Genomic DNA, 22,461 nt, shown 5'->3' on the forward strand with positions numbered 1-22,461 from the left:
GGCCGGCCGGCCGGGGGACGCCATCCCGGACCGGTCGGCCCGTACGCAGCATGTGGGACAAGGAAACGGCCCGACGCTACGACGCCTGGTTTCAGACCCGGGCCGGCGCGTTTGCCCTCAAGCGGGAAATCCGCCTGTTGGAGCGCATGACGGCGGCCTGGCCCCGGCGCGGCCAGCGGCTGCTGGAAATCGGCTGCGGCACCGGCGTGTTTCTCGACGTGCTGCACCAGAGCGGTTTTGACGTCACTGGCCTTGACGCCTCGCCCGACATGCTCGAACAGGCCCGGGGCCGCCTGGGCAACCGGGCCGATCTGCACCTGGGCGACGCCGGGCACCTGCCCTTTGACGACAAGCACTACGATTTCGCCGTGCTGTTGACCGTACTGGAATTTTGTCCCGATCCGGCCTTGGTGCTGCGCGAGGCGGCCCGGGTGGCCCGTAAGGCCGTGCTGGTCGGGTTTTTGAACCGTTGTTCGCTCTACGGCCTGTCCTCGAAGCTCTGGCCCGGGACCACGGGCAAGCTGTTGCGAAACGCCTGCTGGTTCACCCCCTGGGGGCTGACCGGGCTGGTGCGCCAGAGCCTGGGGCCGCGACCCATGCGCCTGGGCTCGGTGCTTGTCGGGCCGAAGTCCACCTGGCGCGAGTCGCCGCCGTGGCGACAGCTCAATTCGCTCATGCTGCCTGTGCCGGTTGGGGCGGTGTGCGCCTGCGCCGTCAATCTGACGCGCGAACCGGTGGTGACGCCGCTGCCGGCCTTTGGGGCCAAGGCCTGCCCGGGGTAGATTCGGCCTTTTGACATTGGCGCTGCAGTCATCTAGGGTATTGCCTCTTTTTCAACGACGCCATCCCGCGTCCATCCCGGCGGATTCCATGGAAAAAATACAGAAAATCAAAGGCTTTGCCGATCTCTTTCCGCCTGACTCGACCGTGTTCTCGTTTATCGAGGCCACCGCCCGAAACGTCTTTTCCCGCTACGGCTACAAAGAACTGCGCGTTCCGGTCCTGGAACGCACCGAACTCTTTTGCCGTTCCATCGGCGAGGAAACCGACGTCGTCCAGAAGGAAATGTACACCTTCCCGGACCGCAAAGGCCGCTCGCTCACCCTGCGCCCCGAAGCCACGGCCGGGGTCATGCGGGCCTTGGTCGAAGAAGGCCGGGCCACCGACGGGCTGGCCAAATATTTCGCCTACGGGCCGATGTTTCGCTACGAACGGCCGCAAAAAGGCCGCATGCGCCAGTTCCACCAGATCGACGTCGAAGCCGTCGGCTCCCCGGACGCGCTGCTCGACGCCGAAGTGCTGCTCATGCTCGATCAGTACCTGCGGGCGCTTGGCCTGACCAACCTGACCATCGAACTCAATTCGCTGGGCTGCCGCGAATGCCGGCCGATTTTTCTCGACACCCTGCGCGAGTTTTTAAAGGGCATGCACAAGGAACACCTGTGCGAAGACTGCATGCGCCGAAAACTGACCAACCCGCTGCGCGTGCTCGACTGCAAGGTGCCGTCCTGCAAGGAATATACGGCCGATGCCCCGAAAATCACCGACCACCTCTGCCCGGACTGCGCCGACCACTTCGCCGTGGTGCGCCGCATTCTCGACGGGGCCGGGCTGGCCTATACGCTCAATCCCCGGCTGGTGCGCGGCCTGGATTACTACGTGCGCACCACCTTTGAGATCGTCTCCGGCGACATCGGCTCCCAGTCGTCGGTTGCCGGCGGCGGCCGCTACGACGGGCTGGTCCACTCCATCGGCGGCCCGGACGTCCCTGGCGTCGGCTTTGCCTGCGGCATGGAACGCCTGGCCCTTATAATCGACAAGGTGGCCGAACCCGCGCCTGATTTCGCCCTGGTCATCCTCGACGCCGCCGGCCTGGAGCGCGGCTTGCTCCTGGCCCAGGAACTGCGCGCCGCCGGCTTCGCCGGCGAAGCGCCCTACGCCGCCAAGAGCGCCAAAAGCCAGATGCGCGCGGCCGACAAGTCCAAAGCCGCCTTCTGTCTGGTGCTCGGCCCGGACGAATTGGCTGCCGGCACGGTCGTGGTCAAGAATATGCGGGCCGGCGGCCAGGAAACCATCAGCCAGGATCTCCTCGCCGCCCACCTGCGCGCCCGCCTGGAAGAGGGCGAACCGGAAGCATAAGACAGAGGGAAGAAAATCGGGGCGCTGCCCCGAGCCCTGCCGGGGCGCTGCCCCGGACCCCGCCGGGACGCTGTCCCGGACCCTGCCAGGGCGTTGCCCTGGACCCACCGGGGGGGTCACCCCCCCGGACCCCCGAAAGGGGGTAAGGGGGAATTGGAACGGGGGTGGGGCTGGGAAAAGAGCGCTTTGGCGCGACCCAGGCGGCCACGTATAACGGCGAGACGGCGCACGAACGTGCGTCACCACGATAAAAGTTTTTGAAAAGGGGCGTGGGGAAAAACTTTTTCCAAAAAGTTTTTCCCCACATGCTTGAAAAAAGGATCACACCACATGAGCGAGACCCTGGCCCTCGATATTCTGGGCGATTGGCGGCGCAGCCACGATTGCGGCGCGCTCACGGCTTCCGATGTCGGCAGCGAAGTCTGCCTGATGGGCTGGGCCCAGTTCCGCCGCGACCACGGCGGCCTTATTTTCATCGACCTGCGCGACCGGGGCGGTCTCACCCAGATCGTTTTTTGCCCCGAGGGCAGCGAAGACGCCCTGGAACGCGCCCATGTGCTGCGCACCGAGTTCGTGCTGGCCGTCAAAGGCCGGGTCCGCGCCCGGCCCGAGGGCATGGCCAATGCCGCCATGGCCACCGGAGCCATCGAGGTCGAGGTGGTGGAATTCAAGCTCTTAAATACCGCCGTCACCCCGCCCTTTCCCATCGAGGACCGCATCGATGCTTCGGAGATGCTCAGGCTCAAATACCGCTATCTTGATCTGCGTCGGCCAAAGCTCGCCGCCAACTTTCTGCTGCGACACCGGGCCGTGCAAAGCATCCGCCGCTACCTCGACGAACTGGGCTTTCTCGAAGTCGAGACCCCGGTCCTGACCAAGTCCACCCCCGAGGGCGCGCGCGATTTTCTGGTCCCCAGCCGGGTCAACAACGGGTCGTTTTACGCCCTGCCCCAGTCGCCCCAGCTTTTCAAGCAGCTGCTCATGATGTCCGGCTTTGACCGCTACTATCAGGTGGTCAAGTGCTTCCGCGACGAGGACCTGCGCGCCGACCGCCAGCCCGAATTCACCCAGGTCGATATCGAGATGAGCTTTGTCGACGAAGAGCAGGTCATGGGCATGGCCGAGACCATGGTCAAGACCATGTTCCGCGAGGCCGCCGACATTGCCCTGCCCGAGGTCTTCCCGCGCATGCCCTTTGCCGAGGCCATCCGCGACTACGGCCTGGACAAGCCCGACATCCGCTTTGGCCTGAAACTTGTGGACGTAACGCCCATCGTGCGCGGCTCCGGCTTCCAGGTCTTTGCCAAGGCCGAGCTGGTCAAGGGCATCCGCGTCCCCGGCGGTGGGGCGCTCTCGCGCAAGGAGATCGACGACCTGACCGAATTCGTCAAGATCTACGGGGCCAAGGGCCTGGCCTGGATCAAGATCAAGGAAGACGAATGGCAGTCGCCCTTTGCCAAGTTCTTAAGCGACGAGGAGCGCCAGGGCCTGACCGAGGCCTTCGGCCTTGAAGTCGGCGACATCGTCTTTTTCCAGGCCGGCGGGGCCGACATGGTCAACAACGCCCTGGGCTATCTGCGCCTCCAGCTCGGCGAACGCTTCAACCTGATCCCCGAAGGGAGCTTCGCCCCGGTCTGGATCACCGACTTCCCGCTCCTGGAGTACGATCCCGAGGCCAAGCGCTGGGTGGCCCGCCACCATCCCTTCACCTCGCCCCAGCCCGGCCAGATGGGCACCATCGAGTCCGCCCCGGGCGAAGCCCTGGCCCGGGCCTACGATCTGGTCTTAAACGGCAGCGAGATCGGCGGCGGCTCCATCCGCATCCATGACCGCGAAAGCCAGCGGGCCATGTTCGCCGTGCTTGGCATCGACGCCGAAGAGGCCGAGGAGAAGTTCGGCTTCCTGCTGCGCGCCCTGGAATACGGCGCGCCGCCCCATGGCGGCATTGCCTTTGGCCTGGACCGCCTTATCATGATCCTGGCCGGGGCCAAATCCATCCGCGACGTCATCGCCTTCCCCAAGACCCAGAAGGCCTTGTGCCCGCTCACCGAAGCCCCGGGCGAAGTCTCTGCCAACCAGTTGCGTGAGCTTGGCATCAAACTGCGGACACGCGAGAAGGATAAGGAATAAGCCTGCCGCTATGCCCCTTGAAATACTGAAATATCCGCATCCCGTCCTGGCCCGCAAGGCTGCGCCGATCCCTGCCGTCACCCCGGAAATCCGGGAGTTGGCGGCAGGCATGGCCGAAGCCATGTACGCCAACCAGGGCGTTGGTCTGGCCGCGCCGCAAGTGGGCGCGTCCATCCGCATGGTCGTGATTGATCTGTCCGGGCCGGACAAGCGCGAGGCGCTCATGACCCTGGTCAATCCCGTCATCACCGCCGCCTCGGGCGAGCAGGAGGACGAGGAAGGCTGCCTGTCCGTGCGCAATTATCGCACGATTGTGCGCCGGGCCGCCAACGTCACGGTCGAGGCCCAGGACCTTGAGGGCCAGCCCCTGGTCATCGAGGCCGACGAACTGCTGGCCGTGTGCCTGCAGCATGAGATAGACCACCTTGACGGCGTGCTTTTTATCGACCGCATCAGCCGGCTCAAACGCGCCATGTACGACAAGCGGGTGAAACGATGGACAGCAGAGACGACGGACCAGACAAACTCGTAGCCGTGTTCATGGGCACGCCCGAGTTCGCCGCCACCGTGCTCGAGCATGTGTTGGCCAGCGAGGACGTCACTGTGGCCGCCGTCTACACCCAGCCCGACCGGCCGTGCGGCCGGGGCAAGAAATGCCTGCTTGGACCGGTCAAAAAGCTGGCCCTGGAAAAGGGCTTGCCCGTCCATCAGCCCGAGACGTTCAAGGACCCAGCCGAGGTGGCCGCCCTGGCGGCCTATAAGCCCGACGTGCTGCTGGTGGCCGCCTACGGCATGATTTTGCCCCAGGCCGTGCTGGATGTGCCGACCAGGATGCCGCTCAACGTCCACGCCTCGCTGTTGCCGGCCTGGCGCGGCGCGGCCCCCATCGAGCGCTCCATCGCCGCCGGCGAGACCCTTACCGGCGTGACCATCATGCGCATGGCCCTGGCCCTGGATGCCGGACCCATGGTCATGCAGCGCACCCTGGGCATCGGCGTGAACGACACGGCCGGGGTGCTGCGGGCCGAGCTGGCCGATCTGGGCGGCCGGCTGCTCACCCACTGTCTCATGCGGCTGCGCATGGGCTCGGTGCCGCTCATTGACCAGGACCCGGCCCGGGTCACCTACGCCAAAAAGATCGACAAGGCCGAGGCGCTGATCGACTGGACAAAGCCGGCGGCCGAAGTCCACAATCTGATCCGGGCCATGACCCCAAACCCCGGGGCGTTTTTTTTCTGGAAGCCGTCGGCCGACAAGCCGGCCCTGCGCATCATTGCCCAGCCCGGCAAGGTAGGCTGTCCCCTGCCGCCCGGGGCCAAACCCGGCGACATCCTGGGCCTTATGGACTGCCATATCGGCATTGCCTGCGCCGATGCGGTCTATCTCGTCCCGGCCGTGATCCCGGCCGGCAAGCGGCCCATGAACGGGCAGGCCTTTTCCTGCGGCTATCTGGGCAAGTGCGACGAAGACGCCATGGCCGTGTGCGGACCGCCGGACGGGCTGTCCTAACGCGGTTGCAGGAGCAACGTGGAACGCAGCGAACCTTCGCGAAAGCGCCTTTTTATTGGCCTCTTGTGCGGCACCGGACTGGCCGTCTGCGCGCTTTTGATTTTCGTGTGGGCCGTGCCCTCCATCGGGCTGGCCAACATCCATCCCCTGGCTCCCCTGGTGCTCGGGCTGGTCTCGGCTGCGGCCATTGTCCTGGTCCTGTGGGCCACGCTCGGGCTGGCCGCCAGCGTGGCCCTTGGCCGGCCGTTTCTCGGGTCCGACCATTTGCGCGGGGTCATGGCCCGGGTGTTTTTGCCGCTCATGACCATTTTCGCCCGGCTCTTTCACATCTCCAAAAGCCGGGTGCGCTCCTCGTTTATCAAGGTCAACAATGAAATGGTGGCGGCCCGGGCCGGACGCTATGAGGCCGGGCAGGTGCTGGTGCTGTTGCCCCATTGCCTGCAATCGAGCCGCTGCAAGCACCGTCTCACCTACGACATCAACAACTGCAAACGCTGCGGCGAGTGCCCGGTGGACGGGCTGATCGCCCTGTCTGAGGCGTATGGCGTCCATATCGCCATTGCCACCGGCGGCACCATCGCCCGGCGCATCGTGGTCCAGAAACGGCCCAGGCTCATTGTGGCCGTGGCCTGCGAACGCGATCTGACCAGCGGCATTCAGGACACGTATCCCATTCCGGTTTTCGGCGTCTTAAACGACCGGCCAAACGGTCCCTGCCTGGACACCCAGGTGGCTCTGCCCCATCTGGAGGCTGCTCTGCGCTTTTTTCTCACTGGCGGCGAGGCCCGCGAACCTGTGTTCGGTCCCTTTCCCGGGCTGGCCCGCTTCACCCCGGCCGGCGGTGCCCGATGAATACCCCGACGCCCCCGACCCCGGCCGCGCCGCCTCCGGCCCGCCGCATCGCCCTGGCTGTTCTTGGCCGGGTGCTGCCCGGTCCCAAATCGGGCCTTGGCCAGGATGTGCAGGCCGCCCTGGACGCCGGGCTGGCCGATTCCACCCTGGACCCCCGGGACCGGGGCCTGGCCACCGAGCTGGTCTACGGCTATCTGCGCCTGTGCGGCCGCATTGATTTCATCCTCTCGGGGTTTTTAAAAAATCCCGAGGCCGTGCCCCTGCCCGTGCGCCGCATCCTGGGCCTGGCCACCTACGAGATTCTCTACTGCGGCAAGGTGCCGGTCTACGCTTCGGTCGATTGGGCCGTTTCGGCCGTGCGCCGGGCCGCCGGCAAGGGCCTGTCCGGCATGGCCAACGCCGTGCTGCGCCGGGTGGCGGCCGATCCCCAGGCCTTTGACGATCCGGCCTTTTACCGCCGCGATCGCCCAAGCGAGGCCGTCTATCTCAGCCGGGGCTTTTCCTGTCCGGAATGGATCGTGGAGCTGTGGCTGCGGGCCTACGGGCCTGAGGCCACCCGGGCCTATCTGGCCGCCCAGGCCGAACCGGCTCCGCTGGGGCTTCGCATCAACCGGGCCAGACCCGGGGCCCGGGCCCTTTTTGACGCCCTGGCCGCCCTGCCCGGGGCCTTGTGGGCGGATTATCCCACCCTGGCCGTGCCCACGGGCACGGATTTCACCCCGGCCGGGGTGAGCCTGCCCGACGCCCTGGCCGCCGGCGACCTGTCGCGCCAGTCGGCGGCCGCCCAGCGCATCCTCTACGAACTGGGGCTTCCCGACTGGCCGGAACCGATTTTCGACGCCTGCGCCGGGCGCGGGGGCAAGACCCTGCTGTTGGCCGAGGCCGGCAAGCGGGTCTATGCCGCCGACATGCACGCTGTGCGGCTGGCCGGCCTGCCCCGGGAGGCCGCCCGCCTGGGCCTGCCGCCGGTTGCCGCCTTTCGCGCCTCGGCCACGAAGATGCCGCTGGCTTCGCCGCCCGGGACGATTTTGCTCGACGCCCCCTGCTCCGGCCTGGGCGTGCTCTCGCGCCGGCCCGACTCGAAATGGCGGCGCAATCCCGAGGACATCGCGGGGCTGACCCGGCTGCAAGGCGCCATGCTGGAGTCGGCCTACGCCGCCCTGGCCCCGGGCGGCCGCATTGTCTACATCACCTGCACGGTCAATCCGGCGGAAAACGAGAAGGCCGTGGACCGCCTGGGCAGCCGCCATCGCGATCTGGTCCTCGAAGCCGAAATCCCGGCCGATCCGGAAACCATGCTCGGCGAGACCTTTTACGGCGTGGTGCTGCGCAAACCGGCCTGACCGCGTCTCCCCTCCCCTGCTCCTGGGCCTTGCTAACGCAAGGCCCGGATCGTTTAAAACAGGTTGCCTTGGCGGCTGTAGGCTGATTACAGTCTTTTTAGATGCCCCGGCCGCTTGGGTTGGTCTTGCTTTGCGTCCCATCACCGGAAAGTGCGCCGACGCGGCCTGCTCACAAGGTTTTCATACAGTGAAGGAGGGGTGATGAAACGGATCATTGCTTTTGGCGTTTCGCTGGCCGTCGTCCTGGCCTTGTTGGCGGCCAGCGTTTCCGCCGGCCCCATCGTGCCGGTTGGCGCGGCCATTGGCGCAGACAAACAGGGAAACAGCATCTACCGGGTCCGCGCCAATGGCATTGAAATTGCCTACAAGTTGATTGGCCAGGGTGATCCCCTGGTCATGCTCATGGGCCTTGGCGGCACCATGGAGCGTTGGCCGGAAGCTGTCGTCGCTCTCTTGTCCAAGCAGTATCAGCTGATTCTGCTGGATAATCGGGGCATGGGCCTGACCACCGTCAATGACGAGACATTCAGCTACAAACTGTTTGCGGATGATGTTGTCGGATTGCTCGATGCGCTTGGAGTGGCCAAGGCCAATGTGCTGGGCTTTTCACTCGGCAGTACCATGACGCAGGAATTGTTGTATGCATATCCACAGCGCGTCAATAAAGCAGTCATCTACGCCACGTCCGTCGATGGAAGCCGTGTCGCCAAGGTCCTGGGCGGTTTGAAAATTACCGATCCCATCATTTTGCGCTATTTGGAAGCGACGTCCCGGTGGAAAACGCCGATGGAGAAACTGCCGGGTATCACCAATCCGGTCCTGTTTCTTGTGGGCACGGCCGACGCCGTTGTCGGTCCGGAAAGCTCCAAGCTCCTGGCCGCAGCGTTGCCCGGGGCGTGGCTGGTGCAATTTACCAACGCGACCCACGAGCTGATGTTTGAAGCGCCAACAGCGTTTGCCCAAACGGTTCTGGCTTTTTTAACCATTGATGCGACGATATCGCCGCCGGCGGCCACAACAAATGCCAGCCCCAGTGGGCACCAGGAGCAACCATGATCGACTGCGCACCCACGACAACCGACACGGGTCCGACGCTCTTTTCACCCTTGACCGTGCGCGGGGTCACCCTGCGAAACCGCATCGGCGTCTCCCCCATGTGCCAGTATTGCTGCACGGACGGGTTGGCCGACGCGTGGCATCTGGTCCACCTGGGCAGCCGGGCGGTTGGCGGGGCCGGGCTGGTCATGGCCGAGGCCACGGCTGTGACGCCCGAAGGCCGCATCTCCCCGGCCGATCTGGGCCTGTGGAGCGAGGCCCACGCCGCCGCCCTGGCCCCGGTCGCCGCCTTTATCCGCCGCATGGGGGCCGTGCCCGGCATCCAGCTGGCCCATGCCGGGCGCAAGGCCAGCTGCCTGCCGCCCTGGGACGGCGGGGCCAGGATCGTGGACCGGCAAGACGGGGCCTGGGATGTCCTGGCCCCGAGCGCCATCCCGTTTTCCGAGGGCGAGCCGCTGCCCATAGCCCTGGACGCGGCCGGCATCGACGCCGTCAAAGAGGCCTTTGTCGCGGCCGCCCACCGGGCCGTGGCTGCCGGCTTTGCCGTCATCGAGCTGCACGCCGCCCACGGCTACCTGCTGCACCAGTTTCTCTCGCCCTTAAGCAACCACCGGGACGACGCCTACGGCGGCAGCCTGGAAAACCGGATGCGTCTGCCCCTGGAGATCATCGCCGCCCTGCGGGCCGTGATCCCTGGGGCCATGCCGCTTTTGGTCCGTATCTCGGCCACCGACTGGATGGAAGGCGGCTGGGACCTGGAGCAATCCGTGTGTTTCGCCCGGGAAATGGGCAAGCTCGGCGTCGATCTCGTCGATGTCAGTTCCGGCGCTCTGGTGCCCCACGCCCGCATTCCGGTGGCTCCCGGCTACCAGGTGCCCTTTGCCGCCGCCATCCGGGAGCAGGCCGGGATACGCACCAGCGCCGTCGGACTCATCACCGAACCAGCCCAGGCCGAGGCCATCGTGGCCACGGGACAAGCCGATATGGTGCTTCTGGCCCGGGAAATGCTCCGCTCGCCCTACTGGCCCATCCAGGCGGCGGCGGCCCTGGGCTGTGAGCAGCCCTGGCCGCAGCAGTACGGCTACGCCGTCAAACGACGCTGACGCGGCCTGGCCGCTAGATCGGCCGCACCGCCACTTCGGTCGCGCCGGCGAGGCCTTCGCGGTCGGCGGCGATGGTGATGAGGCCGTCGGCCATGAGCAGCGTTTTGAGCAGCCCGGACTTGCCGAGCACGGGATGGGCCAGGGGCAGCGCGCCGGGGCGCTCTTCCAGGCGCACGCGCACGTGGTCTTCGCGGCCCTGCTTGGAGGCGATGTTGCGGGACAGGACGGCCGGGAAGGTGCGCGGGGTGCGGGTGAAGGCGGCCGGGTCGCCGGCCAGATGGGCCAGGAGCGGCAGGGCAAAGATGAGGAGCACGATCTGGGCCGAGGTGACCTGTCCGGGCAGGCCGATGACCGGTTTGCCGCCAAGCGAGGCCAGGATGGTCGGTTTGCCGGGACTGATGGCCACGCCGTGGGCCAGGATGTCCGCGCCGAGGTTTCGCAGGGCATCGAGGGTGAAATCGCGCGCGCCCACCGAGCTGCCGCCGGAGAGCAGCGTCAGGTCGTGGCTGGCGGCCGCAGTAGCCAGGGCGGCCTGGATGCCGGCCAGATCGTCGGGGACCAGGGGGAAGGCGGCGGGGGCGGCCCCGGCCTGACGCAGCATGGCGGCCAGGGTGTGGCTGTTGACGTCGCGGATCTGGCCGGGCAACGGCGTGGCCTCGGCCGGGACCAGTTCGTCGCCGGTGGAAAGTAAGGCCACGGCGGGAATTTTGCCGACCGTTGCCCGGGTAATGCCGAGCGCCGCCAGCAGGCCGATCTCCTGGGGACGCAGCACGGTCCCCCTGGCCAGCACCTGCTGGCCGGCGGCGGCGTCTTCGGCCGCCAGCATGATGTTGTCGCCCGGGGCCACGGACCGGCGCATTTCGATGGCTCCGGCTCCCATGTCCTCGGTGTATTCGACCATGACCACGGCATCGGCTCCGGCCGGCAGGAACGCGCCGGTCACGATGCGGGCGCAGTGGCCGGCGGGGAGCGGTTTGTCCGGGATGACGCCGATGGGGATGTCCATGGCCAGATCGAGGTAGCCGGGGTTGGATTCGGTTGTGCCGAAGACCTCGGCGGCCCGCACGGCGTAACCGTCCATGGCGGCGCGGCTGGCCGCGGGCAGGTCCTCGGCGGCCACGATGTCGGTGGCCAGGATACGGCTGCAAGCGGCATCAAGACTGACGGTTTCGCTGGCCAGGGGAGCAAACGTCCGCAGCAGATCGCGGAATTCGGCCGTGGACACGGCCCGGAAAAAACCTTCGCGCATGGGGTGGCTATCCTTTGGACGGGTTGGAGACGAGCAGGTTTCGGGCAATGGCGGCCGCACCATAGAGGCCCACATTTTCATCGCGCACCAGCCGCACCGGGATGCGCTCCAAAAACGCGGCGTAGGTGGGCGAGGCGTGAAACTCCCGGGCGAATTCGGGATGGGCGACGAGGAGCGGATTTTTCGCGGCCACGCCGCCGCTTATAAACACCCCGCCGGCCGCCAGCACGGTCAGGGCAAAATCGCGGGCGGCCCGGCCGTAGAAACGGGCAAAAAAGGCGGTTGTCGGGCTGTCGGCGACGAGTTGGCGGCTGATCTGGGCCGGGGTCAGGTCCTCGCCGGTCACAAACCGGTGGAGGTGGGCCAGGCCCGAGCCGGACAGGACGCTGTCGCCGCGCACGTAGGCTTCGCCCGTGGCCCGGGCCAGGTAATCGGCAAAGGCGGTTTCCTCTGGCCCGAAAAAAGGGGCGGCGGTCTGGCCGGCTTCCGAAGGCAGGGCCAGACTGGTCCCGTCGGCCAGGGGGATCAGGGCGGCATGGCCAAGGCCGGTGCCGGCTCCGATGACGGCCTGAATCCGGGCCGGGTCCATCGCGCCCGGCAGGATCATGTCGGCGCTGTCGCCAAGCAGGCGGCAACCGTGGGCCTGGGCCAGGAAATCATTGACGCAGGCGGTGCATTCCAGGCCGTGGGTCCGCTCCAGATCGGCCAGATCGAGGCTCCAGGCGATATTGGCAAAATGCACCGTGCGTCCGACCATGGCTCCGGGCACGGCAAAGGCGGCGGCCTGGACCTGGCCGAGGGGCAGATCAAATCCGGCTGCCGGCAGGGCGTCCAGGAGTTCGAGGAACGAGCCGGCCGCCTGGGTGGAAAGGCGGATCTGCCGGTCAAGCGTCAGTGCGCCGTCCGGGGCCAGGGTGAAATGTCCGAAACGGCTGGTTGTACCGCCAATGTCGGCGGCCAGGATGTGCCGCAGCAAAGGCGTAGCCGGCTGGGACATGGCTGACTCCTTGAAAGCGAGAACGGTTTGAGGCAGGTATCTGCACGCGCCAATAGCCAGTGTAGCCGGGGCGCACAAGGAAACGCAAGCATGGCCGATGTCGCCGCCGCAGCCCTGGCCGGGGCAACCCTGGGCCTTTCCGCCGGTTTGGCCCCAGGGCCGCTGCTCACGCTCGTCTTGTCCCAGACCCTGGCCCATGGCCCGCGCGAGGGCGTCAAAGTGGCCCTGGCCCCGATCCTGACCGACGCGCCCATCATCCTGGCCGCCTGGCTGGTGCTGTCGCGTTTTGCCGGCACGCCGGGCATTCTGGGCGTTGTGGCCCTGGCCGGGGCGCTGCTCCTTTGCCGCTACGGCTGGGACTGCTTCAAGGCCCCGCCGCCAAACGCCGGCGACCCGCACACCGCCCCGCGCTCGATCCTGCGCGGCGTGGCCGCCAATTTCGCCAACCCGCACCCGTATCTGTTCTGGGCCGCGGTCGGCGTGCCGTTTCTCCTGGACACGGCCGCGTCCGGCGTCGTTCCCGTGGTTGTCTTCCTGACCGTGTTTTACGGATGCATCGTCGGAGCCAAAGTGGCGGCGGCGCTGTTGGCCGGCCGATTCCGGCAATTCCTGTCCAGCCGGGCCTACCGCCTGTTCATGGCCGGCCTTGGGCTGTCGCTGTTTTTTTTCGCCTACGGCTTTGCCCGCCAGGGCTTTTCCCTGCTCGCCGGGGCCTGATCGGGCGTTGTCCTTTGGCAAAATCGCCCGTATATCATGGCTGACGGCGCAGCCGTGCGCCGCTTCCTATCCCAGACAAGGAGTCTCCATGGCCGCGCCCTTTACCATCGGCCTTATCCAGATGGCCCCGGAAAAAACCGTGGCCGCCTCGCTTGAAAAGGCCGCCGGCCGCATCGAAGCCGCCGCCAAGGCCGGGGCCAATGTGGTCTGTCTGCCCGAACTGTTCGCCACGCCGTATTTCTGCCGCACCCAGGACCACGACGCCTTCGATCTGGCCGAACCCATCCCCGGCCCCACCACCACGGCCATGGCCGAAGCGGCCAAGGCGGCCGGCGTGGTGGTCGTGGCGCCGCTGTTTGAGCGGCGCGGCCCCGGCTGCTACCAGAATTCCCTGGCCGTGCTCGACCCGGACGGCAGCCAGGCCGGGGTCTACCGCAAAATGCACATTCCCCACGATCCGGGCTTTGAAGAGAAATTCTACTTCGCCCCGGGCGACCTGGGGTTTAAGACCTTTGCCACGCCCTTTGGCCCCATCGGCACGCTGATCTGCTGGGACCAGTGGTTCCCGGAAGCGGCCCGGGCCACGGCCCTTCTTGGCGCATCGGTCATCTTCTACCCCACGGCCATCGGCTGGCATCCCAGCGAAAAGGCCGAATACGGCGAACGCCAGCGCGATTCCTGGATCACCATCCAACGCAGCCACGCCATCGCCAACGGTCTCTACGTGGCCGCCGTCAACCGGGTGGGCACCGAAGGCTCGGGCGAAGGCTACGGCGAAACCCTGGAATTCTGGGGCTCCTCCTTCGTGGCCGACCCGTCCGGCCAGATCGTGGTCCAGGCCGGCATCACGGCCGAAGATATCCTGTTGGCCGAGATCAACCCCCAGACCATCGAAACCACCCGCCGCCACTGGCCCTTTTTGCGCGACCGCCGTATCGACGCGTACGGTGGTTTAGGCAAGCTGTACGGGGAGTAAGAGAGAAAGAGAGGAAAATCGGGGCGCTGCCCCGAACCCCGCCGGGGGGATCATCCCCCCGGACCCCCGGAAATGAGAATTTTAACGGGGGTAAATGGCATCGCAACACCCATCCCCGTTAAAAGTTTTTGGGGAAAGAGGGGGGCGCGGGGGGAGGAAACCCCTTTTTCCAAAAAGGGGTTTCCTCCCCCCGCATTCTCCCCCACACAACCGGAGGTCGCCGTGAGACGCAATATCTATCTGCGCACGATTCCTATTGAAGAAGCGCTGTCGCGGGTGATGGCCGAGCTTGATCGGGAGACGCTGGTGGGCGTGGAGCGCATCGGGGCCGAGCGCTCGGCCGGGCGCATCACGGCCGAGCCGGTCATGGCCCTGTACTCCTCGCCCACCTACCACAGCGCGGCCATGGACGGCATTGCCGTGCGCGCCGCCGAGACCTTTGCCGCCCGGGAAGGATCGCCGGTCCGGCTGGTTCAGGGCGAGAATTTCGTCTTCGTCAACACCGGCCATGCCATGCCGGCCTCCTATGACGCCGTGATCATGATCGAAAACGTGGTCATGGACGGCGAGGCGGCCACCATCGAGTCGCCGGTGGCCCCGTTTGCCCATGTCCGGCGCATCGGCGAGGACATTGTGGCCACGGAGATGATTTTGCCGGGCCATCGCCGCATTTCGCCCTACGATGTGGGGGCGCTGTTGTCGTGCGGGGCGTATGACGTTTCAGTTTACGAACAAATCCGCATCCGGGTCATCCCCACCGGCGATGAGGTCATGGATTTCACCACCCGCCCTGCTCCCGGGCCGGGCCAGGTGGTGGAGAGCAATTCCATGCTGCTGTGCGCCCTGGCCGACGAATGGGGCTTTGCCTGCCACCGGGTGCCGCCGGTGCCCGATGATCCCGAAGCCCTGGCCCAGGCGGTCAAAGAGGGTCTGGAATCGGACGCCCACATCGTGGTGACCGTGGCCGGGTCTTCGGCCGGCAGCAAGGATTTCGCCCGGGCCACCATGGAACGCTTCGGCCAGGTGCTGGTCCACGGCGTGGCTGCCATGCCGGGCAAGCCGTCGCTTCTGGGCGTGGCCAAGGGCGGCAAGCTGCTCGTTGGCGCACCGGGCTATCCGGTCAGCGCGGTGGTGTGTTTCGAGCGGCTGCTCTATCCCCTGGCCTGCTGGCTGACGCGCTCCGAGCCTCGTCGCCGTCAGACGGTGACGACGTCTCTGGCCCGCAGCGTCCCTTCGCGCCTGGGCATGGTGGATTTCGTGCGTCTGGCCGTGGGCCAGGTGGGAGATCGCTATGTGGCCCTGCCCCTGTCGCGTGGAGCGGGCAGCATCTCCACCATGACCAAGGCCCAGGCCGTGACCCAGCTGCCGGCCGAGGCCGAAGGCCTGGAGGCCGGAGCCGAGGTCACGGCCGAACTGCTCGTGGACGCCGGCGAACTGGAACGCACGCTGGTGTGCGTGGGCAGCCACGACAACACGCTGGACATCCTGGCCGATCTGCTCATGCGCCGGCTGCCCTCGATCCGGCTGGCTTCAAGCCATGTGGGCAGCATGGGCGGGCTTATCGCCCTGCGAAACGACGCGGCCATGATCGCCGGTTCCCACCTTTTTGACCCGGCCACCGGCGATTACAATTTCCCGTTCCTCACCAAGTACCTCTCCGGCCTGGACGTCACCGTCATCAATCTGGCCATCCGCCAGCAGGGCCTGATCGTGGCCCCGGGCAATCCGCTGGGCATTGCCGGCGTGGCCGATCTGGCCGACGGCGCGGTGCGCTATTTAAACCGCCAGCGCGGAGCCGGAACCCGGATACTGTTTGATTACCATCTGGCCCAGGCCGGCATCGAACCGGGCCGGGTGTCGGGCTACGACCGCGAGGAGCACACCCACATGGCCGTTGCCGTCAACATCCACACCGGAGCGGCCGACTGCGGCCTGGGCGTCTATGCCGCCGCCAAGGCCTTGGGCCTGGACTTCGTGCCGCTGGCCCGGGAACGCTACGATCTGGTTGTGCCCACGGCCTATCTGGACGATCCCAAGATCCGGGCGGTGTTCGAGGTGGTGGACAGTGCCGCCTTCAAGACCCGGGTCCATGAGCTTGGCGGTTACGAAACGGACTGGACCGGCCGGGTGATGCAGCCGGGCATGGGGTTGCCGGGCGGGAAGTGAGGTCTGGCCGGGGCGAATCCGTCCCGTGTGTGGTTGAATCCATTGGTTGTGAAGCGATGAGGGCTGCATGGACTGGAAACTGTTAGCAACGACGTTTGCCACGATTTTCGTGGCCGAGCTTGGCGACAAGACGCAGCTGGCCTGCATCTTGACCGCCGCCGACTCCAGGAACCCCTGGGTGGTGTTTGCCGGTTCTTCGCTGGCCCTGGTCGCCACGTCGCTTTTGGGCGTGATCTTCGCCCAGTTCATCTGTAATTTCGTGTCGCCTGACATCATCAAGAAGGTCGCTGCCGTGGCCTTCGTGGTCATGGGCGTGCTGATTTATTTCGACAAACTGTAGGAGTTCCCATGGCCGGCGAGCGCCTTTCCTTTGATCTGCGCCAGATGTGCTGAGGCCTGGGGCTGGAGATAGGTTGGTATCTCCGACTTTCCCGGGCCGGCGAACTGGAATTTCTGGTGCCCCCCAAGGCCAGGGCGGTGCTTGAGGATCAGTTGGCCACGGTTTCGGGCTGGTTGCTCACTGTGGCCCAGGAGGACGGGCATCTGCGCGCGCTTTTTTGCCGTGCCGCTCCCCAGGGCTGACCCAGCCGCGCTGAGGGCGGGGCGCTAGCCCGGAAGCTGGACAATTTAAGGGAATTGGTATTGAGGATAGGGATGAGAATCCCTCTCCAGGCGCTTTGGACGCGGCTCACAGGCGGGTCCATCACCACGATACTGGTCGGCGTCGTGCTCCTGGCGGCTCTGCCGGCCATGACGGCCATCGTCTGGACCAGCTTCGACGCCCGCAGCCGGGCCAAAGCCGAGGCCATCTACCAGCTCTCCATCGTCTCCCACAGCCTGGCCGTGGCCCAGCGCACCATTACCGCCCAGGCCATCAACCTGCTTGGCGTCCTGGCCGCCGCCGAACCGGTCAGAAGCCAGGACCGGCCGGCGGCAAGCGTCCTTTTTGCCTCCATCCTGCGCGAGCATTCGGAACTTTCCAATCTGTTTATGACCAATGCCGCCGGTCGCGTCACGGCTTCGGGCCTGCGGTCGTTTCTGGACATCGATCTTTCCGACCGCAAATATTTCCAGGATGTGGCGGCGACCAACGCCCCGAGCGTGGGCGATTTCATCCTGGGCCGTTCGAGCGGCAAGCCCATCATGGTCTTCGCCGTGCCGTTGCACGACGCCGACGGCGCCATGTCCGGCGTGCTTGGCCTGTCCTATTATCTCGACGGCTACGAACGGATGCTGCAAGGCTTGGTGATGCCCCCCCATGCCCGGGTCACCCTGCTCGACTACCAGGGGCGGCGCATGATCGCCTCTCCGGCCAACCCCGCCTACCCTCTGGGGCAACAGGCCCACCCTCCGGCCTGGGCCAGAATGCGCGACAGCGCGGCAGACGAGGGGGTTTTCATCGGCTCGCGGCCGACCGGCCAGGAAGCCATCTTCAGTTTTATCCGTCTGCGTCTGGCCCCAGACCAACCGCCCTACCTCACCATCGTGATCACCAGCGCCCTCTTTGAAGCCTATGCCAACGCCGACGCCTTGCTCTCCCGGGGACTGGCCCTGGCCGGTCTGGCCACGTTGCTGGCCCTGGTCATTGCCCGGTTGGCCGGACAGGCCGCCATCGGACGCGGCCTCGCCGCCCTGGGCGCTGCGGCTGCCCGGTTGGCCGGCGGCGACCTGTCGACCAGGGTCGACTCCTCCCTCGGAGCCCTGGAACTGGGGCAACTTGGCCGCAACTTCAATGCCATGGCCGACACCATTGAGATCAGGGAACAGCAACTGGCCCAGGCCGCCAGGGCCTTGGACAAGGTGCGCAACCAGTTAAGCAATATCCTCGAATCAATGCCCTCAGCCATCATCGGCGTGGACGCCGCCGGCCGCGTCAGCCATTTCAACGCCCAGGCCGTGGCCCTGTTCGCCCGAACCCGCGAAGCCGTCATCGGCAGCGACGCCGCAACCGCCGTGCCCTTTCTTGCCGAGCATAGGCGCACCATGGAAGCCGCCCTGCGGGAACGCCGCAGCATGGTCCTCGAACGCATGCCCCTGTGCCACAATGGCGACTGCGACCTCGTCACCATGCTGTTTTATCCGCTGGTGGCCAATGGCGTCGACGGCGTGGTTATCCGCATCGACGACATCACCGAACGCGAACGGCTGCGCGAACTCATGATCCAGACCGAAAAAATGATGAGCGTCGGCGGGCTGGCCGCCGGCATGGCCCATGAGATCAATAATCCGCTGGGCAGCATCCTCCAGGCCGCCCAGGTCGTGGAAATGCAGCTCGATCCGGCCATCCCGGCCAATCAGGCGGCCGCTGCCCAGGCCGGGATTACGGTTGAAGCCGTGCGCGCCTATCTGGAGGCCCGCAAGGTGCTTAAGTTCATTGCCGGCATCCGTGAGGCCGGGGTGCGCGCCGCCGGCATTGTGGCCAGTATGCTGGAATTTTCCCGGCAAAGCGATTCACGCCAGGCCCCGGCTGACGTCCGGACCATGGTGGACAAAAGCCTGGCCCTGGCCGAAAGTGACTATGATCTTAAAAAGAAATATGATTTCAGACATATAACCATAGTTCGCGACTATCCGGAACATCCGGTCGAGGTCGTCTGCGCGGCCACGGAAATCGAGCAGGTGCTGCTCAATCTCCTCAAGAATGCCGCCCATGCCCTGGCCGCGACCACCGACCCGACCCGGAAACCGACCATCACCGTCGGCATCCGTCCCCTGCCCGAGGCCGTGGAAATCACGGTGGCCGACAATGGTCCCGGCATGGACGAAGCCGTGCGGGCCAGAATCTTCGAGCCGTTTTACACCACCAAGCCCCAGGGCGAAGGCACGGGCCTGGGCCTGTCGGTGTCCTACTTCATCATTGTCAACAACCACGGCGGGGCCATTCGCATGGATTCCACTCCGGGCCAGGGAGCCGTCTGCACCGTCACCCTGCCCTGTTTGCCGCGCCCACCCCGAGGAGGAACGGCATGACGCCAGACCAACCTGTCGTGCTGGTCCTTGACGACGAGGAGCTGCTGCGCGAAAGCCTGTCTCTTTTCCTGGAAAACGAAGGCTTTATCGTATTTCAGGCGGTAAGCGCGGAAAACGCCCTGGCCTTGCTGCCCGGCCTGTCCTGCCAGGCCGTCGTGGTGGACATCCGCCTGCCCGGCCTGTCCGGCCTGCAATTTATTGAAAAAGCCCATGGCCTGTGGCCCCGGCTCAAATTTCTCATCTACACCGGCTCGCCCGGCGTTTTCCTCAGCCCGGAGGTCCTGGCGGCCGGCGTCACACCGGATTTCCTCTTTACCAAACCGGCCGCGGATCTCTCATACCTGGCCCAAGCCCTGCGCCGACTGCTCGCCGTTCCGTGAGGTTGATTATGCCCGAAACGAGGCCAGCCACCATTTTGACCATGGATGATGCCGAGATCCTGCGCGAAGCCATGGCCATGTACCTGGAGAGCCACGGCTACCGGGTGCTCCAGGCGGCAGACGGCCGGGAGGGACTGGCCCTTTTTGCCGCCGAACACCCGGATCTGGTGCTTATCGACCTGCGCATGCCGGTCATGGACGGCCTGGAGGTCCTGGCCAGCCTGCGCGAATCGGCCCCGGACGTTCCCGCCATCGTCGTCTCCGGCACAGGCCTGTTGCAGGACGCCCTGCAGGCCATCCGGTTGGGAGCCTGGGATTTTATCACCAAACCCCTGCCCGACATGGCCGTCCTCCTCCACGCCGTTCGTAAAGCTCTGGAACGCGCCCGGCTTCTGGCCGAAAACGCCCGCTACCAACAGGGGCTGGAAGAGGAAATCCGGCGGCGCACAAAGGACCTGGAAACGGCCGGCAGACGACTTGAGGAGCAAAACCTGTTTCTCAAGACCCTGATTGAATCCATCCCCAACCCGATTTTCTACAAAGACGCCGAAGGTCGGCTCATGGGCGTCAACGAGAGTTTCTGCCGGCTGGTGGGACGCGGCCGCGACGAACTGGCCGGTCGCAGGCCCGAGGAGGTCTTTCCCGACGATCAGACCGGGCTGTTCGGCTCCATCGACCTCGAAAGCCTGTCGCCGCGGGCAGCCTTCAGCCATGAAGCGGCCTTTGTCGATGCCGCCGGCCAGCCCCGCCATCTGGTCGTTGGCAAGTCGGCCTACCCCGACGCCGCCGGCCGTCCGGCCGGGCTGGTCGGCGTCATAAACGACCTGACCGCCCACAAGCGGCTGGAAGACCGGTTGCGCCAAAGCGAGGCCCGCTACCGCCTGCTCGTCGACACCCTGCCCACCGGCATTGTCGAGCTGGACAAAAACGGCATGTTCCGCTTTGCCAACCCCTCCTTCGACGCCATCTTCGGCTACGGCCCGCGCCAGCTTCTGGGCACCAATATATGCGGCCTGGCCGCCGACGAACTCGGCAAAAACCGTATCCGCAACCTGCTGCAGCCAGGGGAACCGGGCAGTCCGGCCAAGGGGATCTGCAACATCAAGAGCAAGACCCGGGACGGCCGCATCCTGGACGTGCGCATTGACTGGAGTGAAACCACTGCCGTTCATGATACCGGGACGGCCCCGGCACAGCGGACCGGTTTTATCGCCGCCATCACCGACATCACCGACCTGGAACGGGCCAAGGACGTGGTGCAGCGTTCCCTGGACGAAAAACAGGTGCTATTGGCCGAAATCCACCACCGGGTCAAAAACAACCTGCAAATCATCCTGGGGTTTATCAACATCCAGGCCGAAGAAGCAGCCAGCGACGGCGAACGCGACCGCTTCGCCCGCCTGGAGACGCGCATCCGCTCCATGGCGCTTATTCACCAGCAACTCTACAAGCACGGCGATCTCTCCACCATCGACATGGCCGAATACGCCCAGACCCTGACCCAGTCCCTGGCCTCGATTTTCCGCCACACCATGGCCACTGTCGCCGTGACCTGCGATTGCCAGACCTTCCATCTCCATCTCGACAAGGCCGTGCCCTGCGGCCTGCTCCTAAACGAATGCATCACCAACGCCTGCAAGCACGCCTTCCTCCCGGGCCAGCCCGGCCAACTCACCGTGCGCATGCGCCTGACTGACGGCCAGGCTACAATCCTGGTGGCCGATTCCGGCCGAGGACTGCCCCCGGAATTCGATCTGGAAACGACCCAATCCATGGGCATGACGCTCATCAAGGAACTGACCCGCCAGTTGGCCGGCGAACTTCACTTCGCCACGGGTCCGGGGCTGCGCGTGGAAGTGCGCTTCGCCACGGCCTAGACTTCCAATCCGGCCGCCCTGCGCCTGATTGCCGACCGCAGGGCTTCGTTCGCCCTGCCCCGGCGCATCCCTGGCCCGGCCGGTTTTCCATCGTCCGCCGCCTTTGCCCCCGCCCCGGCGACGTGGTAAGCCAAGCCATCCCATCCACCCGCCGAACGGGAGGCATTATGACCTTGGAATGGACCAGACACGACGACAGCACCCACTACATCAATCTCGGCAAAGCCCTGCTTGTGGCCGTCGTCCATGAAAAAATGGGCGCGCCAGGCTGGAAGATCACCGTGGGCAAGCGTTCGCTCAAAGACAAGATCCCCACCCTTGAAGACGCCAAGCGCGTGGCCATCGCCTTTGCCCAGCGCGTGCTCAAGGACGTTATAACCGACCTCGACGCCCTGGCCCCGGCCGCTCCGGCTGCCCCGGCCGCGCCCAAGGAGCCGTCATGATCGACCGCGCCGCCGCCCTGGCCCTGGTCAAGGCCCAGAACCCCAACCCGGGCCTGCTCGCCCATGGGCGCCAGACCGAGGCCGTCATGCGCGCCCTGGCCGCCCGCCTGGGCCAGGACCCCGAACTATGGGGCGTAACCGGCCTGCTCCACGATCTGGACTACCCGGCCACCGCCGCCACCCCCGAACGCCACGGCCTGGCCCTTCGCGACCACCTCCCCGCAAACGCCCTGCCGGCCGAGGCCCTGGACGCCATCGCCGCCCACAACGACGAATACACCGGCCACGCCCCGACCACCGCCTTTGACTTCGCCCTGCGTGCCGCCGAATCCGTCACCGGCATCATCAGCGCCGCCGCCCTGGTGCGGCCCGACAAGATGCAGGGCATGGCCGCCAAAAGCATCAAAAAGAAGATGAAGGACAAGGCCTTTGCCGCCAACGTCCGCCGGGCCAATATCCTCGAATGCGACAAGGCCGGCCTGCCGCTCGACGAATTCCTCACCCTGGCCATTGCCGCCATTGCCGACGTGGCCGCCGAAACCGGACTGGCCTAG

21 protein-coding genes are annotated in these 22,461 nt (G+C 66.0%); 19 read left to right on the forward strand and 2 right to left on the reverse strand.

Features of this window, described 5'->3' with window-relative positions:
- Positions 1-50: 50 nt before the first annotated feature.
- The 9 genes from NY78_RS07510 (at position 51) to NY78_RS07550 (ending at position 10,132) form a co-directional block, all read left to right on the forward strand.
- Positions 51-782 (forward strand): class I SAM-dependent methyltransferase, encoded by a 732-nt coding sequence (locus NY78_RS07510; protein ID WP_043633821.1) that lies wholly within the window; start codon positions 51-53, stop codon positions 780-782.
- A gap of 88 nt (positions 783-870) precedes the next feature.
- Positions 871-2,139 carry a histidine--tRNA ligase gene (gene hisS / locus NY78_RS07515; RefSeq protein WP_043633825.1) on the forward strand — a complete coding sequence of 423 codons (1,269 nt, stop codon included), beginning with the start codon at positions 871-873 and terminating at the stop codon, positions 2,137-2,139.
- A 330-nt stretch (positions 2,140-2,469) separates the two neighbouring features.
- Positions 2,470-4,269 carry an aspartate--tRNA ligase gene (gene aspS, locus NY78_RS07520; RefSeq protein WP_043633828.1) on the forward strand — a complete coding sequence of 600 codons (1,800 nt, stop codon included), beginning with the start codon at positions 2,470-2,472 and terminating at the stop codon, positions 4,267-4,269.
- Between the two features lie 10 nt (positions 4,270-4,279).
- Positions 4,280-4,801, forward strand: coding sequence for a peptide deformylase (gene def, locus NY78_RS07525; RefSeq protein ID WP_043633831.1), 522 nt, complete (start codon positions 4,280-4,282; stop codon positions 4,799-4,801).
- 8 nt (positions 4,802-4,809) lie between these two features.
- Positions 4,810-5,778: a methionyl-tRNA formyltransferase gene (fmt, locus tag NY78_RS07530; protein ID WP_043634075.1), complete on the forward strand. Its 969-nt coding sequence runs from the start codon at positions 4,810-4,812 to the stop codon at positions 5,776-5,778.
- An 18-nt stretch (positions 5,779-5,796) separates the two neighbouring features.
- Positions 5,797-6,630 (forward strand): DUF116 domain-containing protein, encoded by an 834-nt coding sequence (locus NY78_RS07535; protein ID WP_043633834.1) that lies wholly within the window; start codon positions 5,797-5,799, stop codon positions 6,628-6,630.
- A complete protein-coding gene (locus NY78_RS07540; protein WP_043633837.1) occupies positions 6,627-7,973 on the forward strand; it encodes a transcription antitermination factor NusB in 1,347 nt (448 codons plus the stop codon). The genes NY78_RS07535 and NY78_RS07540 overlap by 4 nt, the downstream gene beginning before the upstream one ends.
- A gap of 201 nt (positions 7,974-8,174) precedes the next feature.
- Entirely contained in the window at positions 8,175-9,029 is an 855-nt protein-coding gene (locus NY78_RS07545; RefSeq protein ID WP_043633839.1) for an alpha/beta fold hydrolase, read from the forward strand.
- On the forward strand, positions 9,026-10,132 hold the full coding sequence (locus NY78_RS07550) for an NADH:flavin oxidoreductase/NADH oxidase (RefSeq protein WP_047960076.1): 1,107 nt from the start codon (positions 9,026-9,028) through the stop codon (positions 10,130-10,132). Before NY78_RS07545 ends, NY78_RS07550 begins: the two co-directional genes overlap by 4 nt.
- A gap of 13 nt (positions 10,133-10,145) precedes the next feature.
- Here NY78_RS07550 and NY78_RS07555 read toward each other — a convergent pair whose 3' ends face one another.
- Entirely contained in the window at positions 10,146-11,381 is a 1,236-nt protein-coding gene (locus NY78_RS07555; RefSeq protein WP_043633844.1) for a molybdopterin molybdotransferase MoeA, read from the reverse strand.
- 7 nt (positions 11,382-11,388) lie between these two features.
- Entirely contained in the window at positions 11,389-12,378 is a 990-nt protein-coding gene (locus NY78_RS07560; RefSeq protein ID WP_043633846.1) for a glucokinase, read from the reverse strand.
- Between the two features lie 90 nt (positions 12,379-12,468).
- Between NY78_RS07560 and NY78_RS07565 the strand changes: the two genes are divergently transcribed.
- From NY78_RS07565 to NY78_RS07615, 10 genes are all read left to right on the forward strand, one after another.
- The gene (locus NY78_RS07565) at positions 12,469-13,095 is read left to right on the forward strand and encodes a LysE family translocator (RefSeq protein WP_043633848.1); all 627 of its coding nucleotides are present in this window, start codon (positions 12,469-12,471) and stop codon (positions 13,093-13,095) included.
- A gap of 88 nt (positions 13,096-13,183) precedes the next feature.
- The gene (locus tag NY78_RS07570) at positions 13,184-14,071 is read left to right on the forward strand and encodes a carbon-nitrogen hydrolase (RefSeq protein WP_043633851.1); all 888 of its coding nucleotides are present in this window, start codon (positions 13,184-13,186) and stop codon (positions 14,069-14,071) included.
- Positions 14,072-14,293: 222 nt separating this feature from the next.
- The gene (locus NY78_RS07575) at positions 14,294-16,237 is read left to right on the forward strand and encodes a molybdopterin biosynthesis protein (protein WP_043633854.1); all 1,944 of its coding nucleotides are present in this window, start codon (positions 14,294-14,296) and stop codon (positions 16,235-16,237) included.
- A 67-nt stretch (positions 16,238-16,304) separates the two neighbouring features.
- Positions 16,305-16,577 carry a TMEM165/GDT1 family protein gene (locus tag NY78_RS07580; protein ID WP_043633858.1) on the forward strand — a complete coding sequence of 91 codons (273 nt, stop codon included), beginning with the start codon at positions 16,305-16,307 and terminating at the stop codon, positions 16,575-16,577.
- A gap of 116 nt (positions 16,578-16,693) precedes the next feature.
- Positions 16,694-16,819, forward strand: coding sequence for a hypothetical protein (locus NY78_RS25745; protein ID WP_269430867.1), 126 nt, complete (start codon positions 16,694-16,696; stop codon positions 16,817-16,819).
- Between the two features lie 72 nt (positions 16,820-16,891).
- Positions 16,892-19,207, forward strand: a complete 2,316-nt coding sequence (locus NY78_RS07590; RefSeq protein WP_047960077.1) for an ATP-binding protein — start codon at positions 16,892-16,894, stop codon at positions 19,205-19,207.
- Positions 19,204-19,587 carry a response regulator gene (locus tag NY78_RS07595; RefSeq protein ID WP_043633866.1) on the forward strand — a complete coding sequence of 128 codons (384 nt, stop codon included), beginning with the start codon at positions 19,204-19,206 and terminating at the stop codon, positions 19,585-19,587. The genes NY78_RS07590 and NY78_RS07595 overlap by 4 nt, the downstream gene beginning before the upstream one ends.
- A gap of 8 nt (positions 19,588-19,595) precedes the next feature.
- Positions 19,596-21,464, forward strand: a complete 1,869-nt coding sequence (locus NY78_RS23575; protein WP_082139917.1) for a PAS domain S-box protein — start codon at positions 19,596-19,598, stop codon at positions 21,462-21,464.
- A gap of 167 nt (positions 21,465-21,631) precedes the next feature.
- Positions 21,632-21,907 (forward strand): hypothetical protein, encoded by a 276-nt coding sequence (locus NY78_RS07610; protein ID WP_043633868.1) that lies wholly within the window; start codon positions 21,632-21,634, stop codon positions 21,905-21,907.
- Positions 21,904-22,461, forward strand: coding sequence for an HD domain-containing protein (locus NY78_RS07615; RefSeq protein WP_043633871.1), 558 nt, complete (start codon positions 21,904-21,906; stop codon positions 22,459-22,461). The genes NY78_RS07610 and NY78_RS07615 overlap by 4 nt, the downstream gene beginning before the upstream one ends.

It is taken from the genome of Desulfovibrio sp. TomC, from assembly GCF_000801335.2.
Lineage (GTDB): Bacteria > Desulfobacterota > Desulfovibrionia > Desulfovibrionales > Desulfovibrionaceae > Solidesulfovibrio.

Bases quoted from the DNA above. Each gene is read 5' to 3' on its own strand.
- NY78_RS07545 (WP_043633839.1), top strand. From the start codon at position 8,175: ATGAAACGGATCATTGCTTTTGGCGTTTCGCTGGCCGTCGTCCTGGCC.
- NY78_RS07610 (WP_043633868.1), top strand. From the start codon at position 21,632: ATGACCTTGGAATGGACCAGACACGACGACAGCACCCACTACATCAAT.
- NY78_RS07595 (WP_043633866.1), top strand. From the start codon at position 19,204: ATGACGCCAGACCAACCTGTCGTGCTGGTCCTTGACGACGAGGAGCTG.
- NY78_RS07590 (WP_047960077.1), top strand. From the start codon at position 16,892: ATGAGAATCCCTCTCCAGGCGCTTTGGACGCGGCTCACAGGCGGGTCC.
- NY78_RS07540 (WP_043633837.1), top strand. From the start codon at position 6,627: ATGAATACCCCGACGCCCCCGACCCCGGCCGCGCCGCCTCCGGCCCGC.
- hisS (WP_043633825.1), top strand. From the start codon at position 871: ATGGAAAAAATACAGAAAATCAAAGGCTTTGCCGATCTCTTTCCGCCT.
- NY78_RS23575 (WP_082139917.1), top strand. From the start codon at position 19,596: ATGCCCGAAACGAGGCCAGCCACCATTTTGACCATGGATGATGCCGAG.
- NY78_RS07560 (WP_043633846.1), bottom strand. From the start codon at position 12,378: ATGTCCCAGCCGGCTACGCCTTTGCTGCGGCACATCCTGGCCGCCGAC.
- NY78_RS07580 (WP_043633858.1), top strand. From the start codon at position 16,305: ATGGACTGGAAACTGTTAGCAACGACGTTTGCCACGATTTTCGTGGCC.
- NY78_RS07555 (WP_043633844.1), bottom strand. From the start codon at position 11,381: ATGCGCGAAGGTTTTTTCCGGGCCGTGTCCACGGCCGAATTCCGCGAT.
- NY78_RS07510 (WP_043633821.1), top strand. From the start codon at position 51: ATGTGGGACAAGGAAACGGCCCGACGCTACGACGCCTGGTTTCAGACC.
- NY78_RS07565 (WP_043633848.1), top strand. From the start codon at position 12,469: ATGGCCGATGTCGCCGCCGCAGCCCTGGCCGGGGCAACCCTGGGCCTT.
- NY78_RS07615 (WP_043633871.1), top strand. From the start codon at position 21,904: ATGATCGACCGCGCCGCCGCCCTGGCCCTGGTCAAGGCCCAGAACCCC.
- NY78_RS07550 (WP_047960076.1), top strand. From the start codon at position 9,026: ATGATCGACTGCGCACCCACGACAACCGACACGGGTCCGACGCTCTTT.
- NY78_RS07570 (WP_043633851.1), top strand. From the start codon at position 13,184: ATGGCCGCGCCCTTTACCATCGGCCTTATCCAGATGGCCCCGGAAAAA.
- def (WP_043633831.1), top strand. From the start codon at position 4,280: ATGCCCCTTGAAATACTGAAATATCCGCATCCCGTCCTGGCCCGCAAG.
- fmt (WP_043634075.1), top strand. From the start codon at position 4,810: ATGGGCACGCCCGAGTTCGCCGCCACCGTGCTCGAGCATGTGTTGGCC.
- aspS (WP_043633828.1), top strand. From the start codon at position 2,470: ATGAGCGAGACCCTGGCCCTCGATATTCTGGGCGATTGGCGGCGCAGC.